This window comes from Sedimenticola selenatireducens (genome assembly GCF_963675335.2).
GTDB lineage: Bacteria > Pseudomonadota > Gammaproteobacteria > Chromatiales > Chromatiaceae > Sedimenticola > Sedimenticola selenatireducens.
The window spans coordinates 1,268,384-1,283,003 of record NZ_CAXXYC010000003.1; the positions used below are offsets into that span (position 1 = coordinate 1,268,384).

General features: G+C 53.9%; 16 protein-coding genes and 1 pseudogene. 2 read left to right on the forward strand and 15 right to left on the reverse strand.

Annotation, left to right across the window (positions count from 1 at the left end; translation table 11 throughout):
- Positions 1–86 precede the first annotated feature (86 nt).
- From scpB to ACHZBF_RS09580, 6 genes and pseudogenes are all read right to left on the reverse strand, one after another.
- Positions 87–701, reverse strand: a pseudogene (scpB, locus tag ACHZBF_RS09555) (SMC-Scp complex subunit ScpB); the annotation flags it as partial.
- Between the two features lie 93 nt (positions 702–794).
- Positions 795–1,628 (reverse strand): segregation and condensation protein A, encoded by an 834-nt coding sequence (locus ACHZBF_RS09560; protein ID WP_051302478.1) that lies wholly within the window; start codon positions 1,626–1,628, stop codon positions 795–797.
- 91 nt (positions 1,629–1,719) lie between these two features.
- Positions 1,720–2,937: a tryptophan--tRNA ligase gene (locus ACHZBF_RS09565; protein WP_029134348.1), complete on the reverse strand. Its 1,218-nt coding sequence runs from the start codon at positions 2,935–2,937 to the stop codon at positions 1,720–1,722.
- A gap of 99 nt (positions 2,938–3,036) precedes the next feature.
- Entirely contained in the window at positions 3,037–3,693 is a 657-nt protein-coding gene (locus ACHZBF_RS09570; RefSeq protein WP_321528288.1) for a site-2 protease family protein, read from the reverse strand.
- A 38-nt stretch (positions 3,694–3,731) separates the two neighbouring features.
- Positions 3,732–4,355 carry an L-threonylcarbamoyladenylate synthase gene (locus ACHZBF_RS09575; protein WP_029134346.1) on the reverse strand — a complete coding sequence of 208 codons (624 nt, stop codon included), beginning with the start codon at positions 4,353–4,355 and terminating at the stop codon, positions 3,732–3,734.
- A 41-nt stretch (positions 4,356–4,396) separates the two neighbouring features.
- Entirely contained in the window at positions 4,397–5,254 is an 858-nt protein-coding gene (locus ACHZBF_RS09580) for a PHP domain-containing protein (RefSeq protein WP_321528289.1), read from the reverse strand.
- Positions 5,255–5,407: 153 nt separating this feature from the next.
- On the opposite strand from ACHZBF_RS09580, the gene ACHZBF_RS09585 reads away from it, so the two are divergent.
- Complete coding sequence (locus ACHZBF_RS09585; RefSeq protein WP_029134344.1) at positions 5,408–5,965, forward strand: septation protein A; 558 nt, start codon at positions 5,408–5,410, stop codon at positions 5,963–5,965.
- The gene (locus ACHZBF_RS09590) at positions 5,966–6,265 is read left to right on the forward strand and encodes a YciI family protein (RefSeq protein WP_029134343.1); all 300 of its coding nucleotides are present in this window, start codon (positions 5,966–5,968) and stop codon (positions 6,263–6,265) included.
- A 17-nt stretch (positions 6,266–6,282) separates the two neighbouring features.
- On the opposite strand, the gene ACHZBF_RS09595 is transcribed toward ACHZBF_RS09590, so the two are convergent.
- The 9 genes from ACHZBF_RS09595 to napF all read right to left on the reverse strand — a co-directional run bounded on the left by ACHZBF_RS09595 (position 6,283) and on the right by napF (position 14,486).
- Entirely contained in the window at positions 6,283–6,927 is a 645-nt protein-coding gene (locus ACHZBF_RS09595; protein WP_029134342.1) for a 2-hydroxychromene-2-carboxylate isomerase, read from the reverse strand.
- A gap of 21 nt (positions 6,928–6,948) precedes the next feature.
- Entirely contained in the window at positions 6,949–7,929 is a 981-nt protein-coding gene (moaA, locus tag ACHZBF_RS09600) for a GTP 3',8-cyclase MoaA (protein ID WP_029134341.1), read from the reverse strand.
- A gap of 140 nt (positions 7,930–8,069) precedes the next feature.
- Entirely contained in the window at positions 8,070–8,633 is a 564-nt protein-coding gene (locus ACHZBF_RS09605; protein ID WP_029134340.1) for a NapC/NirT family cytochrome c, read from the reverse strand.
- Between the two features lie 141 nt (positions 8,634–8,774).
- Positions 8,775–9,203: a nitrate reductase cytochrome c-type subunit gene (locus ACHZBF_RS09610; protein WP_029134339.1), complete on the reverse strand. Its 429-nt coding sequence runs from the start codon at positions 9,201–9,203 to the stop codon at positions 8,775–8,777.
- 63 nt (positions 9,204–9,266) lie between these two features.
- Entirely contained in the window at positions 9,267–10,175 is a 909-nt protein-coding gene (gene napH, locus ACHZBF_RS09615) for a quinol dehydrogenase ferredoxin subunit NapH (RefSeq protein ID WP_051302476.1), read from the reverse strand.
- Positions 10,175–11,041: a ferredoxin-type protein NapG gene (napG, locus tag ACHZBF_RS09620; RefSeq protein WP_029134338.1), complete on the reverse strand. Its 867-nt coding sequence runs from the start codon at positions 11,039–11,041 to the stop codon at positions 10,175–10,177. Before napG ends, napH begins: the two co-directional genes overlap by 1 nt.
- A gap of 89 nt (positions 11,042–11,130) precedes the next feature.
- Positions 11,131–13,692: a nitrate reductase catalytic subunit NapA gene (napA, locus tag ACHZBF_RS09625; protein ID WP_029134337.1), complete on the reverse strand. Its 2,562-nt coding sequence runs from the start codon at positions 13,690–13,692 to the stop codon at positions 11,131–11,133.
- Positions 13,689–13,946, reverse strand: coding sequence for a chaperone NapD (locus ACHZBF_RS09630; protein ID WP_288104205.1), 258 nt, complete (start codon positions 13,944–13,946; stop codon positions 13,689–13,691). The genes napA and ACHZBF_RS09630 overlap by 4 nt, the downstream gene beginning before the upstream one ends.
- 21 nt (positions 13,947–13,967) lie before the next feature.
- On the reverse strand, positions 13,968–14,486 hold the full coding sequence (gene napF, locus ACHZBF_RS09635) for a ferredoxin-type protein NapF (protein WP_273438299.1): 519 nt from the start codon (positions 14,484–14,486) through the stop codon (positions 13,968–13,970).
- Positions 14,487–14,620 lie beyond the last annotated feature (134 nt).

Consider the following 14,620-nt stretch of genomic DNA (forward strand, 5'->3'; position numbering starts at 1 on the left):
GTATGCAATGAAATGACATCCGCCAGGTGATCAACTGACAATGCGGCATCATCCGCACTCTCGTCATCGAATGTTTCTCCCAACGCTGATGCAGCAGACTCCGCCAGATTGGCTATCGATGCCTCGCCGGCCATCTCACTCCCCGGCTCAGCCAGTTCCAGCTCCCGGTTGATGGAGTCCAGATCACGTATCTGCTGAAGAGTTGGCAGCTCGTCCAGGCTTTTCAGGCCAAAATAGTTCAGGAACTCCCGCGTAGTGGCATAGAGTGACGGCTTCCCAGGCACATCTCGTGTCCCCACAACACGGACCCACTCACGTTCCAGCAGGGTTTTCACTATGTTGCTGCTGACGCTGACCCCGCGGATATCTTCAATTTCCCCCCGGGTTATCGGCTGCCGATAGGCAATCAGTGCCAGGGTTTCCATCAACGCCCGGGAGTAACGAGGTGCACGCTCTTCCCATAGGCGGGACACCCAGGGTGCATACTCCTCGCGCACATTGATCCGAAACCCACCAGCCACCTCAACGATCTCGATACCGCGTCCGGAATAATCTTCAGTCAACGCGGCTACTGCCTCACGCAGATCCTTTTTCTCCGGCCGCTCGTCCTCCAGGAACAGCTCCTGCAGTCGCTCAACCGTTAATGGACCGCCGGCTGCCAGCAAGGCTGCTTCTACGATCTGTGTCAGTTTATCCATCATTGATATTTCGGTCCGTCCGATTTTACGCTCCGGGTGGGGCACCCAGTTAATTTTTATAACAAGCTGTCAGGCAGCTTCGCATCACATCCCGGTTTAGTGTTCCGCCTTGGATACCGCCTTAACATGAATGGGACCGAAGCTTTCTGCCTGGATGAGATCAATCAAGGCCCCCTTGATCAGTTCCAATACCGCCAGAAAGGTTACCACCACCCCGAGGCGGCCTTCAGTGGGATCAAACAGCTGGGTGAACTCAGTGAAACTCTCGGCATTAATACGCTCCAGGATGCCGGACATCTTTTCCCGCACCGAGAGCGCCTCCATCTGCACATGGTGATGACTGAACATATCGACCCGGTGCATGACCTCTTTCAGGGCAAACAGAATCTCCCGCAGGTCCACATCGGGCGGCCGCCGCTGAATGATCCGGTCCGGCACCTCGGCTTCTGCCTGAAACAGGTCACGGCCCATTCGGGGAAGATTATCGATATCCTCGGCCGCCTGCTTGTAGCGTTCGTACTCCTGTAATCGCCTGATCAGCTCGGCACGCGGATCACCCTCCTCGTCTTCCAGCTCTTCCTGCCGGGGCAGTAGCATGCGGGATTTGATCTCCGCCAGCATGGCCGCCATCACCAGATATTCCGCCGCCAGTTCCAGGCGGATATCTTTCATCAGATCAACATACTCCATGTACTGGGAGGTGATCTGGGCAATCGGAATATCCAGAATATCCAGATTCTGTCGCTTGATCAGGTAGAGCAACAGATCCAGCGGCCCCTCAAAGGCGTCAAGGAACACCTCCAGCGCATCCGGCGGGATATAGAGGTCCTTCGGAATTGTGGTCCAGGGGGCTCCCTGCACCACGGCAAAGGGCATCTCTTCCTGTGCGGGATGGGGATGCAGCGGCAGATTCAGTTCCTTATCTGGCATTATATTCCTGACGACAATGTTATCCAGTGGTCCATGATACTCCGATCATTTGCACCGAAACATATCCGTTGAACCATCCAAATAACCTTGGCTAGCGATAATTCATGCTCATGGCGTGGCGCACCTCAACCATGGTGGACTGGGCCATGTCCCGCGCCGCTTCACACCCTTCCGCCAGGATCGACCGAACCAGGTCCGGTTGGGCCTCGAATGACCGTGCGCGCTCCTGGATCGGCTTCAGCTCTTGCAACACGGCATCGATAACCGGCTGCTTGCACTCCACGCAACCAATCCCGGCACTGCGGCACCCCTCCTGCACCCAGGTCTTGACACCGTCATTCGAATAGACGAGGTGAAATTGCCATACCGGGCAACGATCCGGGTCGCCCGGATCTGTGCGACGCACCCGGTTTGTGTCTGTGGGCATGGTGCGAAGCGCCTTTTCGATCACCTCTGGATCATCCCGCAGGGCAATCGTGTTGCCATAGGATTTGGACATCTTCTGCCCATCCAGCCCAGGCATTTTAGAGGCCTTGGTCAACAGCGGCTGGGGTTCCGGCAGAATCACGCGACCACTCCCCTCCAGGTAACCAAACAGCCGGTCCCGATCATTGACCGTGATATTCTGTTGACTGTCCAGCAGAGCCCGGGCCGCATCAAGCGCCGCCTGATCGCCCTGCTCCTGGTAGGACTTGCGATAGCGACTGTACAGCTTGGCACTCTTTTTACCCATCTTTTTAATGGCCTGCTCGGCCATCGCTTCGAACCCCGTCTCCCGGCCATAGATATGGTTGAAGCGCCTGGCGACCTCCCGGGTAAACTCAACGTGGGACACCTGGTCTTCGCCCACCGGCACCAAACCCGCCTTGTAGATCAGGATATCGGCCGCCTGCAGCAGCGGGTAACCGAGAAAACCGTAGGTAGCCAGGTCCTTCTCCTTCAGTTTCTCCTGTTGGTCCTTATAGGTCGGCACCCGTTCGAGCCAACCGAGCGGGGTAATCATGGAGAGTAGCAGATGAAGTTCCGCGTGCTCCGGCACCTGGGACTGGATAAAGATCTTCGCTTCTCCCTGGTTCACCCCTACCGCCAGCCAGTCGATCACCATTTCCAAGACGCTCTCGGGAATGGAACTGGGATCGTCATAGAGGGTCGTCAGGGCATGCCAGTCGGCCACGAAGAAGAAGCACTCATATTCGTGCTGGAGTTCTACCCAGTTTTTCAAGACACCATGATAATGACCCAGGTGAAGACGGCCGGTCGGTCGCATGCCGGAAAGTATACGGGCATGTTGCGCAGGAACAGAGTTCAAGATTTTTACCTCAAGTTAATGTTTTTTTATTACAAAACGGTCATAAAAACTAAAAATACCCACGCCCCGCCGGGTATTCGATTCAGGTTAGCAAAGTGTTCAGCTCAAACCCACTATCCAGGTGCTGAAACTCTGCACCAGACCCACACCCGGTTGAACAACACTGCCAAGCAAGCCGCTGAACAAGAGGGCCACCACAATCATTAATCCCCACGGTTCCAGCCGCGCATACTGCATGGCCAGACGTGGAGGCAACAGGGAAGCGACCACACGCCCCCCATCCAGCGGCAGAATCGGGATCAGGTTCAACACCATCAGAAAGGCGTTGATGAGTATCCCGGCAGAGCCCATATAGACCATGGGCAGAGCAAACCAGGCATAATCATCGCCAAGGATTATTCCCAGGTGAATCATTCCAGCCCAGAAAATTGCCATGATCAGGTTTGCACCGGGGCCGGCAATCGCCACCAGAGCCATATCCCGCCTGGGTTGTCTGAGTTTTCTGCCATCCACCGGTACCGGCTTGGCCCAACCGAACAGAAAACCGGTGAGGGCGAACATGGCCAGGGGCACCAGTATAGTGCCGATAGGGTCGATATGACGCAGCGGATTAAGAGTGACGCGCCCCAGCAGACTCGCAGTCTGATCTCCCAGTTTTTTCGCCATCCAACCATGTGCCGCTTCATGTACGGTAATGGCAAACAGCACCGGAAGAAACAGCACGGTGAGTTGTTGCGTTGTAGTTAAACCTTCCATCGATCGATTATACCCGTCTCATTTCGACTGACATCTGCTCAGGATTCGAACAAGGAGATATCGCCTTTTCCGGCACGAACCACCACCGGCGCATCCCCTTCCATATCGACCACCGTGGTATCTTCAAAACCGCAGTAGCCGCCGTCAATCACCAGATCCACCTGATGACTGAGGATATCCCGCATTTCATAAGGGTCGGTCAGCGGCATCTCTTCGCCCGGCAGAATCAACGTAGAACTCATCAGGGGCTCATCCAGTTCTGCCAGCAGTGCCTGGGCGATGGCATTATCCGGCACACGAATACCGATAGTCTTTCTTTTCGGGTGCTGCAATCGCCGGGGGACCTGCTTGGTTGCCATGTGAATAAAAGTGTAGGGACCGGGGGTCAGATTCTTCAACATCCGGTAGTGCTGGTTCTCAATTTTGGCATAGATGGCAATTTCCGAAAGATCGCGACAGACCAGGGTGAAATTGTGCTTGTCGTCCAGCTTACGAATGGTGCGGATCCGTTCCATCGCCGCCTTGTCGCCAATGTGGCAACCCAATGCGTAGCTTGAATCAGTGGGATAAACCACCACACCGCCCTGGCGAATGATCTCTACCGCACTGCGTATGAGCCGCAACTGCGGATTTTCGGGATGTATCTGAAAAAACTGTGCCATGAGTTATGAATCAAAAAGATAGATGAGTAAATGGGAGAGAATCAGGCCGGAATCGACACTGCTAAATCGGGCCAGCCACGCCAGATGGGAACCGCGTTATCCGGTAACGCGGATAGCTTACCCAGGTCGGCCCAGGGCGTTTCGGGTCCATGATAGTCCGAGCCGACGGAAGCCCGCAGGGAGAAATCACGACTATGCTTCGCCATGGTGAACGCCTCATCCCTGCTATGGCTTCCAGAGACCACTTCCAGTGCAGCACCACCGGCCTCCTGAAACTCGCCAATCAGGCGTCGTAGCTTGGTTCTGGTCATGCTATATCGAGCCGGATGGGCAATGACCGCTTCACCACCCGCACCGTGTATCCAGCCCACAGCCTTGCCCAGATCAGCCCATTCGCCGGCGACATGGCCAGGTTTCCCTTGAGTCAGAAACTGCTTGAACACCTTGCGCATATCAGGAGCGTAACCCTGCTCGACCAGGAACCGGGCGAAATGGGTACGGCTGATCAGGTGCCCATTGGAATATCCCTTTGCTCCTTCATAAGCACCCGAAATCCCATGTTTTTCCAACCGCCTACCTATCTCTTCCGCACGCCAGCCACGGAAACGGCGCAGTTCCGCAAGCCCCGCCTGCAGGGTTTTATTCTCCGGATCGAAGCCCAGCCCCACTATGTGTACCACCTGGCCACCCCAGGTTACCGAGATCTCCACACCGGTGACCAGGCAGATCCCGCTGCCTTTGGCGGCTATCGAGGCTTCCAGTAACCCTTCGGTGGTGTCGTGATCAGTCACAGCCAACACATCAACGCCTGCCGCCACGGCGCGAGCCACCAGCACAGAGGGAGGCAGAGTTCCGTCAGAGGCAGTGGTGTGGGTATGGAGATCGTAGCAGACATTCATCCGCGCATTGTAACCTAAAGAGTCGCAGATTGATTCACTACCGCTGCAACACCGACAAGCGGGTGCAAGACTGAAAAGCGCCGTTCTGCTGCTGGGATCTGGGCAATTTATGTTATCCTGCCACAATCAACAGCCGGGCCTTATTATAAAATCATGAAGTTTCTCAGCGATCTGTTTCCCGTCATACTTTTCTTCATCGCCTATAAAATGTATGACTTCTACGTGGCGACAGCGGTCATCATTGTCGCCACTATCGCTCAGGTGGGTTTTAACTGGTTCCGGCATCACAAGGTTGAGAAGATGCACTTGGTCACGCTGCTGCTGGTGCTGCTGTTTGGTGGCCTGACTCTCTATCTGCAGGATCCGTTATTCCTCAAATGGAAGCCGACAGTAGTTAACTGGCTGTTCGCCATCGTGTTTCTCGGCAGCCAGTTCATCGGAAACAAACCGCTGGTTGAGAGGATGATGAGCAAAAGCGTTGCGTTGCCTCCTCCTGTCTGGAGCAGGCTCAACCTGGCCTGGACCCTGTTCTTTGTCGCCATGGGGGTGGTCAATCTATACGTGGCTTTCAATTTTTCCGAAGCAGCATGGGTCAACTTCAAGCTCTTTGGCATGATGGGAATGACCATACTGTTTATCATCCTGCAAGCCTTCTATCTGGCAAAGTTCATTACCGAGCCAGAGCAGAAAACAACCCCGGAGGAGAGTTGAGTGTTTTACGCAATCATGGGTACGGATCGAGAAGACAGCCTGGAGGCCCGCCTGCAGGCACGTCCCGAGCACGTGGAGCGACTCAAGCAGCTACAGAATGAAGGCCGGCTGCTATTGGCAGGCCCCCACCCGGCAATCGATAGTGAAGACCCGGGACCAGCGGGCTTCAGCGGAAGTCTGATTATTGCTGAATTCGCCAGCCTGGAAGAGGCCAAGGCCTGGGCCGATGACGACCCCTACACTCAAACAGGTGTCTTTTCGCAAATATCGGTCAAACCATTCAGGAAGACGCTTCCCTGAACTGACAGACAGTGGCATCAGCCCCTTTTGATACCCTCACCCACCCCATCGGCCTGCCGCATGGCAGGTCGATTGAAAAGCGCGGGGTCCTGCAGATAGTCGTTGATGAGCGGCATGGAATCAAAACCCCAGAACACTTCCTCATCAAGGATAAATCCCGGCACACCAAATATATCCCGAGAGATCGCCTGTTGGGTGTTTGCGATCAGCCGGGACTTGACATCGGGTGCGCTCACCAAATCCGCCGCCTGTTTGCTGTCCAATCCCAAATCATCGAGTAATGAGGCCCAATCGGCTGGGTTGTCACTACTCTTTCCTTCAGCCCAGACAAACCTGAACAGGCGGTCTGCAATAGACGGATCGTCCCCCAGGGCAATATTCAGGCGTAACAGCTTCAGTGGATTAAACGGGTGAAGCGGCGGAAATTTAAGCGGGATGGTATTTTTTTCCGCCAACCAGGCAATCTGCCGATAAGTGAATTTGCGCATGGGTGCAATCTCACCCGGCCCCCGCGTCTCCCACTGTTTCAGGATGCCAGCGAATAAAATTGGCCGGCGCATAATGCGCACGTCAGCGGGAAACCGGTCCAGGGTCTGACTCGCCAGGTAGGCGTAAGGGGAGATGAAATCGTAAAACCACTCAATGGTCTTTGGTTCACTCATTGGCGCGGATGATCTGTATTTTCAGCCGCCGGTCATGGACATGACACGCACCACCTGGTCAGGATTGGTATTAAACTCGTGTTTCTCCGGTTTTCTCTGGATCGCCGCCAGGATCTCGTCCTTCAGTTGATCATCAGAGAGTCCCTTGCGCAATAACGGTTTCAGTTCCAGTTTGTCCTGTTGTCCCAGACAGAGATAGAGCGTACCTTCGGACGAGAGGCGCACCCGATTACAATCCTCACAGAAATGCTGAGACATGGGGGTGATAAATCCGATCTTGATGCGTTTATCAACTATCTTGAAATATTTGGCAGGTCCGGCCCCCTTCATGCGTGCCGGCTCCAGCTTGAAGCGTTGTTCCAGAATCTGTCGAACCTCGTCCATCGGCACATAGCGATCCCGGGCCTCTTGGCCGGCAGCGCCCACCGGCATGGTTTCAATGAATCTCAGGGTAAACCGGTTTTTAATACAGAAATCCACCATATCGCCCACTTCATGGAGATTCAGGTCCCGCATCACCACCATATTGATCTTGATCGGGTAGAGATCGACCCGCTTCGCCTCCATCAACCCATCGATTACCTTGTTCAGGTCCCCTTGGGTAATCTGACGAAATACTTCCGAATTCAGGGAATCAAGACTGACATTGATACGCCCTACCCCGGTATCCTTGAGCATCCGGGCGTGTTGCGCGAGATGGGAGGCGTTGGTACTCATCGAGAAGTCCTCGATATCCGGTAGCGCGGCAATCCCCCGAACCATCACCTCGATGTCCTTATGGATCAGCGGTTCACCACCCGTCAGCCGTACCTTGCTGACACCCATTTCACTAAACACCCGGATCAGCCGGATAAACTCATCCAGCTTCAGCCGATCCTCTACTTCGGTAAAGCCTTTAAATCCCTTCGGGATACAATAGAAACAACGAAAATCGCAGCGATCCGTCACTGAGAGCCGCAGATACTCTATCTTTCGATTAAAACGATCAATGAGTGCAGTCATGGTTTCTCATCCCGGCGTGTGAAATGCAATTGTTTCCTGTTATCAGTTAAAAAACAATAGCCCGTTGGACAAATCCAGCAGGCTATTGTTCAAATCGGCCCGGACCATTTCATGCCAGGCATTTACTTACTGTATCGGGATCAACCTTCACCAGGCATGTCTTCCGCCGGGTCATAACCCTCCGGCAGTGAGTGCGCGATACCCTTGTGACAATCGATACAGGTGTAGCCCTTCTCAATCGCTTCATCATGGGAATCAGCACTACGACTCTCCTGGCGGGTGAAGTCCATGGAATCAAAGTTGTGGCAGTTTCGACACTCACGGGAATCGGTATCCTTCATCGCCTTCCAGACATTCTGCGCCAGTTGCAGCCGCTTGGCCTCGAACTTTTCGGGTGTATCAATGGTGCCCATAAACTTGTGATAGAGCTCATTACTGGCCTTGATTTTACGCACCACCTTATGCACCCAATCCTTGGGTACGTGACAGTCAGGGCAAGTAGCGCGCACCCCGGTTCGGTTAGTAAAGTGAATGGTATCCTGCAATTCCTGGTAAACATTCTCTTCCATCTCATGACAGGAGATGCAGAACTGTTCGGTATTGGTCGCCTCCATGGCGGTGTTGAAACCACCCCAAAGAACAATACCCAGCACGATGCCGACTACCAACAAACTTAATACGCCACGCTTAGCACCCTTATTCATTTTACGACCCCATATCTTCTTTATTATCTCTGCTCGGAATCATACCGACCCAGGACATTTAGGTAATTGCTTTCGATCAACAAATAACCCCCGACTCACCCTGGTTGAATCGGGGGTAAGCTCAACACCTACAACTAGTACCTACTTCGCACCTTCGAACTGATTGTTAACAATTGGCTCAGCATTTAGCTGAGGCGCATGGCACTGGTTACAAAAGTATCGACGGGTAGAAATGGTCTCCAGAACCTTACCGTCCCGTGACACATAGTGAGAATCACCCGCCTTTGGCGCTTTTTTCTGTTCATAGGTCTTTTCAGAATGGCACTTCATGCAGGTGTTCGTTTTAAGATTGATGGTCTCCTTGTCAATCTTATGCGGGATCATTGGTGGCTGGATCTTGTAGCTGCGCTCTACAGCACCCTGGGTGATGACCTGCTTACGCATCGGATTTTCGTCCGCTCCTGCAGTCAGATCCTTATCACCCCGAAGCGAGGTGACTCCAGAGAAGGCGCCCCCGGTGAACATGAGTGTCACCATGGCAACCATTAGGGTTACGATTACTTTTTTCATCTCGATCTCCATAAAGCTCTAAATCATGATATCCGGATATTTGACGGTCTTGATCAACCAGGATCAGACAGAATGTTGCGCTCCGTCGTCTCGCTGTTTTCCGGATGCGTTCACCATCAGGTTGTTAAAACGGGTCCCAAACTGGAATACATCTTTTGCACATACATCAATACAGCGTCCACAATTTGTGCAGTTGGCAGAGAGGATAACCGGCCCAATCCCCTTGTCCGCCCCTTTCAAGGCAGGTTTGATTACCTGCTTCTCCGGACAGACCACAAAGCAATCCATGCAGTCGTTACAGCTCTCCCTCTCAGCCGCAACGATTCTGATTGCACTCCCGGCACCCAGCAGGCTGTAAAACGCGCCTACCGGACAGAGCCTTCCACACCATCCATTCTTGGCAATGAACAGATCAAACAGGAAGATTCCTACAATCAGAATCCATGCCATGCCCATCCCGAACACAATGCCGCGGAACAACATTGATACCGGATTGAACAACTCCCAGACCAGCGAGCCGGTTACAATAGGCAGGACCAACGTCAGTCCCAACATCCAGTAACGCGTCGACTTCGCCATCTGTGAAGTGGTTTTGATACCGAGTTTTCGACGTAACCAGGCAGCAGCGTCCGTCACTATGTTTACCGGGCATACCCAGGAGCAGTAGACCCTTCCTCCCACCAGCAGATAGAAGGCAATCACAATGACAACGCCGACAATAGCCGACAACTCCGGTACCACACCCGACAGCACCGACTGCAACAGGACATGTGGATCAGTCAGCGGCAATACATCCAGCGTCATACTGGCTGCCAGATTACCTTTTACTATCCACAAACCTGCCAATGGGCCCAGCAGGAACAGAACCAATATAGACAACTGGCTTGCACGACGAAGAATCAACCACTGATGGGCCTTGAACCAGCCCTTGGCGGCAATGGCATCGGTACCTGCTACTAACTTGTCAGCCATTATTGATCCTCCAGTCCACGGTTAAGCCGATCCAGCGGATTTGAGGGAAACGGCTTTGTCTGTTGTCCCTCGGGTTCCACTATCAGGCCCTTACCTTGCAGGTCGTAGCGCACTCCTTCAGGAAGGTTGTACTTGTGCTCTACGTCCGGTGTTACCAGCGACTTTCCTGCTTTCTCCTTCTCTTTCCAACCGAGTCGATAATGTCTGCCCAGTTCTCCCTTCGCCAGATGGGTTGGGAAAACCTTGATTGCCGCCTCTTCGAGGATGCAGGCTTTTTCACAGAGTCCACAGCCGGTACAAGCGTCGGAATGCACGACAGGCAAAAACCTCGCATGCTTTCCTGAACGCACGTTGTGCTCGTACTCCAAAGAAATCGCCTTACCCCGAATCGGACAGATATTGAAACAGACTTCACAGCGCAATCCCTGAAAGGCAATACAGGTTTCCTGATCAACCAACACTGCAAGACCCATCCTGGCGTCATTTATGTTGGTCAATCCATGGTCCAGCGCATTGGTCGGGCAGGCCACAACACAGGGGATATCCTCACACATTTCACACGGATCGGTCCGCGCATAAAAGTAAGGCGTGCCAGTAGCCACCTGATCCCCCAACTGCCCCAGCGACAGCATGTCGTACGGACAATCCCGCACACACAAGCCACACCGAATGCAGGCACCCAGAAACTCCTCTTCCGGTAGTGCCCCCGGTGGCCTGATTGCCATCGCCGGCAGTGACTCGGCCTGTTTTGCATAAAAGCCGAGTCCCATACCCATAAGGCCCACTCCACATGCAGTCTTGAGCGTTTGACTCAAAAACTGCCGGCGGTTGATGCCTTTGCCTGTACCATTACCTGAATCTGACATCTCATTACTACTCTGCTATCGATCCGGTATTTCACCATTCCAGTTTGCCGGTTCAACCGATTTTCACCGGTTGAACCTTCAACCACCCATTACGCCTTGACGATCTTCACCGCACACTTCTTATAGTCCGTCTCTTTGGACAGCGGATCGGTTGCATCCAGGGTCAACTTGTTAACCAGACGGCTCGCATCAAACCAGGGGATAAACACCAGCCCCTCGGGAGGACGGTTACGGCCGCGCGTTTCCACGCGTGCAAGCAGTTCGCCCCGACGGGTCTGCAGTTTGGCCATCTGGCCATCACGCAGCTTCCGCGCCTTGGCGTCTTTCTTGTGCATGAACACCACGGCATCGGGTACCGCACGATGCAGTTCAGGCACACGCTGCGTCATGGAGCCGGAGTGCCAATGCTCCAGTACACGACCGGTACAGAGCCAGAGATCGAACTCTTTATCCGGGCTTTCCGCGGCCGGTTCGTAAGGTGCGGTAATGATATTGGCCCTGCCGTCAGGCTTGCCATAGAACTTGACACCTTCACCCTTGGCCACATGCGGATCATAACCCTCACGGAAACGCCACAGGGTCTCCTTGCCATCAATCACCGGCCAGCGCAGACCCCTTGCCTGATGGTAGGCCTCGAAGGGTGCCATTTCATGACCCTTCTTGATGATATTGTCTGCAGAGTTGAACATCCGATACTCTTCAAACAGGCCCTTCTGCGGATAGAAGCCGAAGTGCACCATCTCATCGTTCTCGTAGACGTTACCCTGGCTGTCCTTGACTTCCTGAACTTCGAACTTGTTCACCTGACCATTGGCATACAGCACATCAAACAATGTTTTGCCCTTGTACTCAGGTGCCTTGTCCAGCAGTTCAGCCGGCCAAATCTCTTCCATCTGGAAGCGTTTCGAGAACTCCATCAACTGCCAGAGATCCGATTTGGCTTCGCCCGGCGCCTTCACTTGTTGACGCCAGAACTGGGTGCGCCGTTCCGCGTTACCGTAGGCGCCCTCTTTTTCCGCCCACATGGCGGTTGGCAGAATCAGATCCGCCGCCATGGCGGAGACCGTGGGATAGGGATCGGAAACCGTGATGAAGTTATCCGGATTACGCCAGCCGGGATAGGACTCTTCGTTCAGGTTGGCGGCTGCCTGCATGTTGTTGTTACACATCACCCAGAAGGTATTCAACTTGCTGTCTTTCAGCATGCGATGCATCAGTACCGCGTGAAAGCCGACCTTTCCGTTCAGGGTCTCTTCCGGCAGTTTCCAGACCTGTTCGGAGAACTTGCGATGGGCCGGATTAGCCACCACCAGATCCGCCGGCAGACGATGACAGAAGGTACCCACTTCACGGGCGGTACCGCAGGCGGAAGGCTGACCAGTCAGCGAGAACGGGCTATTGCCGGGCTCTGATATCTTACCCATCAGCAGGTGAATGTTATAAACCAGGCCGTTGATCCAGACGCCGCGGGTGTGCTGGTTCATGCCCATGGTCCAGTAGGAAGAGACCTTCTTGTTGGGATCGGCATAGACCTTGGCCAGCTGCTCCAGGTTCTTCACCGGCACACCGGAAATCTCCGATGCCTTCTCTACGGTGTAGGGTGCGACCGAAGCGGCATACTCTTCAAAACTGATCTTGTCCAGTTTGCCCTTACCGGCATTCTTGGCCGCCTTCTCAAGCGGGTGTTCCGGGCGCAGGCCATAACCGATATCGGTTGGAGTCTTGGTGAAATTGACGTGTTTACCAATGAAGTCTTCGTTGTAGGCCTTGTTCTGAATAATGTAGTTGGCAATATAGTTGGCGATTGCCAGATCCGATTGTGGATGGAACACTATGCCGTTGTCGGCCAATTCAAAACAGCGATGCTCGTAGGTGGAAAGCACGTGCACTTCACAATCCGGCTTGGTCAGACGGGTATCCGTCAGACGTGACCAGAGAATCGGGTGCATCTCCGCCATGTTGGCACCCCAGAGCACGAATACATCGGCATGCTCGAGGTCATCGTAGCAACCCATGGGCTCATCAATACCAAAGGCGCGAATAAAGGCTCCCACCGCCGACGCCATACAGTGGCGGGCATTGGGGTCCAGGTTGTTGGAGCGGAAGCCGGCCTTCATCAGCTTGGATGCGGCATAACCTTCCCATACCGTCCACTGACCGGAACCGAACATGCCGACCGAGGAGGTCATCTTGTCAACCGGCTGACCGGCATTTTTCTCCATATCCTTCTTCAGTGCGACTTTCCATTTCTCCGCCATCACATCGAAGGCCTCATCCCAGGAGACCGGTTCAAACTTGCCATCTTTGGCAAACTGCCCGCCCTTTTTGCGCAACAGCGGCTGGGTTAGACGATCCTCTCCGTACAGGATCTTGGGCAGGAAGTACCCCTTGATACAGTTCAGGCCCTTGTTTACGGGTGCGTCCGGGTCGCCCTGGCTGGCAACCATCTTGCCGCCCTTGGTGCCGACCAGAACAGAACAGCCGGTACCGCAGAAGCGGCAGGCTATTTTATCCCAACGAATACCGTCGGCATCCACGCCGTCGGCGGTTGCGGCATTGGCCACCTGGATGGCTGGCAGTGTTACACCCGCTGCCACGGCCGCTGCTGCAGCCGCATTGCTCTTTACGAAATCACGCCTGGTTAATTTCACTTCATTACCTCCTTATCAGCAGGTTCTTCCCCGCAATAGTGATAAATCATCACCGTATTGATTACACCGGTTACATCATTGAATTTGGCCATGGTATCCGCCAATGCATCATCGCCTTCCCCTTCCAGGGTAACGATCAGCTTGCCCACTTCGGCCCCACCATGAACTTCGACTCCCTCGAATGCTTCTAAACGTGCCTGCACGACACCCGCCACTTCAGGCTTGGCATGTACAATGGCGCTGCAAATATTCATTGTCGTAATTCGCTCCTTAATTTATGCGGCTTGGACGCACGGTTCGTTTATTGAACAAAGGGTTACTGCTCGGATGGGGCAGACGGTAAAACAGGCACCGCAGCCCGTACATAAATCAGTATCCAGTAGTGGTTTGGCTACACCGCCAAGCTCCAGCTTGAATCGGATGGCCCGTTCGTCGCATACCTCACCACAGGATCTGCAGATGACGGCATTCAGAGAGAGGCAGGCAGGCTGGATGGATGCCTTGATTTTCCAGGGAGGCTCGGCGGATTCAGGGTCCTGGACCAGCGCTCCGGTCTTGCAGGCGGACAGACAGTCCTCGCAGAAATCACACCCTCCCCGGGAAAAGTCCATCCGGGGCAGCTTGCCGCGCCCGACAATAATCAGCTTATCGGGGCAGGCAGTGACGCAATCACCACAACCGTTACATACTTCGACGAAATCAACCTCAGCAACCGCCCACGGAGGCCGAAACGGTTGTTTCTCCCCTTTCACATCCCCACTTAGTAGTTGCGCGCGGCTGACGTTATGTTCCATAAGCTTGAAGTTTAAAAAATATACACACTTAATAAGTGGGCTTTATAGACCTGCACCCCATGACCATCGTTGACCTAAATCAAGTTTCCCCGACGCCCACCGGTATTGTTGACCTACATCAATGAATAGCTTCA